This window comes from Vibrio anguillarum (assembly GCF_003390515.1).
Taxonomy (GTDB): domain Bacteria; phylum Pseudomonadota; class Gammaproteobacteria; order Enterobacterales; family Vibrionaceae; genus Vibrio; species Vibrio anguillarum.
Genome location: NZ_CP031479.1, coordinates 3,100,962 through 3,103,641 on the forward strand (window position 1 = coordinate 3,100,962; position 2,680 = coordinate 3,103,641).

2 protein-coding genes and 1 pseudogene are annotated in these 2,680 nt (G+C 40.4%); all 3 read right to left on the reverse strand.

Going from position 1 to position 2,680, the window contains the following annotated elements; genetic code table 11:
- Positions 1-22: 22 nt before the first annotated feature.
- Positions 23-796, reverse strand: a complete 774-nt coding sequence (locus DD616_RS17030; RefSeq protein ID WP_208871970.1) for a hypothetical protein — start codon at positions 794-796, stop codon at positions 23-25.
- 148 nt (positions 797-944) lie between these two features.
- Positions 945-1,487, reverse strand: coding sequence for a hypothetical protein (locus tag DD616_RS17035; RefSeq protein ID WP_208871971.1), 543 nt, complete (start codon positions 1,485-1,487; stop codon positions 945-947).
- 821 nt (positions 1,488-2,308) lie between these two features.
- A pseudogene (locus DD616_RS17040) lies at positions 2,309-2,490 on the reverse strand (DUF645 family protein).
- Between the last annotated feature and the right edge of the window lie 190 nt (positions 2,491-2,680).

A 2,680-nucleotide genomic window follows, 5' to 3' on the forward strand; every position in this document is an offset into this window, starting at 1 on the left:
TCTTGAGCCGTTTGTTATATGGCTAACCACCCACTAACTCTCTAAGTTTTCTCACAGATTTAATAACTAAAACACCCGGTAACTGCGCTACAAGTCCATACGATATAGCTAGTATTGCTATTAACCAAGCATTTGAAACATATGTAACTAATGGTAACAGCAGGGCAAAACCCAGTAACGACCCAATCAAACCTGCTCTAGGTTGGGATACACCCATGATCTGATTATGTGGTACTTGGAACTTGAGCTTAACCCCCTTTATCGTTGTAGATAACCAAATATTAGGCATTTGGGAAATCTTAGCTGAATTGATATATGTTAGTGTAATTTGCTGTCCACGGTTAAAAACTGGGATTACATACTCCCTTTGCCCATGATAAATTTTTAACTGCGTCTCTTTAACTACCTCACCCTCTGGTACATAAAGACTATTTCGATAGTTATCTGTCCATAAAAGAATATCGGGTGTATTTTCTATTTGAGTAGACTCAGATAAGAGCATTGTGTCACTTGTGTAAGCTTTGATAACTACATTCTCATAGTCATTTAAACTTTCATTCTTAAGTTTTATGGTAGAGAAGTACAAATGCTCAACGTTATTCCCGTTCCAAGTAACAGATACGTTTCCAAGCACTGAGTCCTGTGTCGAACTGCCAATTTTATTATGTGTAACAAAATAGCTAAACAAGCCTCGTTTGTTCACAACTTTTTGTGTTAGTACAGTAGTGACAAGACCACCCAAGCTACCAAACACAATGGATAGATATTCACTTTTAAATAATTCAATGATTTCCATAAAGTCTCCTTGCCATATAACGCCCAATTAAGGGGTGAACAACGCCTCCACCCAAACCTAAAGCATTGTGCCATAAACACTAAATTTGAAGTAGAAGCAAAAGTGCCAAGCGTTGAGAATCCCTCTTAAATTGCTTGTTAAATGAATTTTATTCCTCAGAGTTAGTCAAAGTAGCACCAGTAGCATTAGCGATAATCGCTGGCCAATACATATCTTTTAAATCGATAGCGTTCAGCGCATAGATTATTGTCGACAAGCCAATTCCGAATGCTTTCCCTTGGGTATTAGGGATATGATTCATGCTACTCTCTCCCTTAACCAGAAAAGGAGAAGTAAATACACCTCCTATCGCTGGCACAACAATATGATCTTTACCGCCAATGATTAAGTCCGGAAAGTTAAGATCTGGTTCATAACGAGGGGAATTCGAGTCCGTTCTCAAATTGCATTGAAGATGTAGAGGCATAGAGTCTACTAATTGCTCCCTTGAACTTCTATTTAGCTTGATATTTCTCGCTAGAATACACCCGTACATTGGATTACGAATTTTCGGCCACCCTATGGAACCTTGGGAAGCAGAGTTAAATTTGACATAACGATCAATATCACCAATATGCTTTGGAGAGCGCGCTAAACTTTTCGCTAGATGCACCTGATTGACTGCTTTCAGCAAACTTTGACCATCAGACATGTCACCTTCTACATGTAATGTATTTTTGGCTTCGATATAAGCATATACCGCTTCTGCCGGTATAAATTGCTTACGCCATAAACTGTCTTCATTTATATGTAGCTGAATTTACAAGATCACATAACGCCCGGCTAAGGGGTTGACAACGCACCACCGAACTCAAAAAACACACTGTAAACACTGAGCTTCAATTTTGTACTAAAGCCGCCACGCGTTAGCAATCCCTCTTGAGCCGTTTGTTATGCAAATTCAATGAGATAAACTGACTTTACACAACCAAAAGCCACGATTGCAATGGTTAAGTGATTCAAGAATCAACCCAAGCCAGAGCCGTGATAAATAAGCCGCCAAAACAAAGTTCACCTTTCAGCAACAAACCAAGCTTTTGGATCAGGCAAACTCAACGAGCGAAAACTTCAGCAAGTCCAAAATGCTCGATTAACTTGCCCTTTCCACACTTTGCGCCCGCTAAATTCACAACAAACCAGCACCAAAACTCATTGGGGCAAACAAAGAACCTTGCCTGTTTTACGGCTTGAGTAAACTACGAATTTTAGGGTAAAAATGCTCATTTTCCGACAACACAAAACGAATGGCCGGAGAAACCTCAAAAGATTGAACCCCTAAATTTACCTGAGTTGCATAACGCCCGCCTAAGGGGCTGGCAACGCACTACCACTAAACTCAATCACAACAGCCGAAACCACCGCGGCTCAATGGGACTGGAAACGCCACGCGTTGACAGTCCCTCTTGAGGCGTTTGTTAGTTTCGTAGCCCATTGTTTAACAATGACTTTTAACACCTTTACTTGAAAAGCATTTTACGCAAATGCATCGAACATGCACACGTCCAACGCCAAAAGCTGTGAAGTTAGCTCCCAAAACTCAAAACAATCAAGGTTAAGTTAGCCACGGTTAAGAGTCCGCGACAAAGAAAACCAGATCACAGCGATAATGCAGCCTTTGTGAAACTAAACTGACCGTGTTGAATATCCGACAACATTGAAACTTCGAGGCTTGTTGGTTTTCAGCGACTTTGAAATAGCTGAACTTTCAACTCTTTCTACCAAATAAGCATCAGGCAAAACTCAAAAGCCAAATAGTACGACTTGAACGCTTAAAGCTGATTTTTCAGGGCATGAGTCTGAGCTTTTGATGATTTTTCTAGATAGAAACTAACGCCCGGCTAAGGG

Coding starts and splice junctions, on each gene's coding strand:
- DD616_RS17030 (WP_208871970.1), bottom strand. CDS start 796: ATGGAAATCATTGAATTATTTAAAAGTGAATATCTATCCATTGTGTTT.
- DD616_RS17035 (WP_208871971.1), bottom strand. CDS start 1,487: ATGTCTGATGGTCAAAGTTTGCTGAAAGCAGTCAATCAGGTGCATCTA.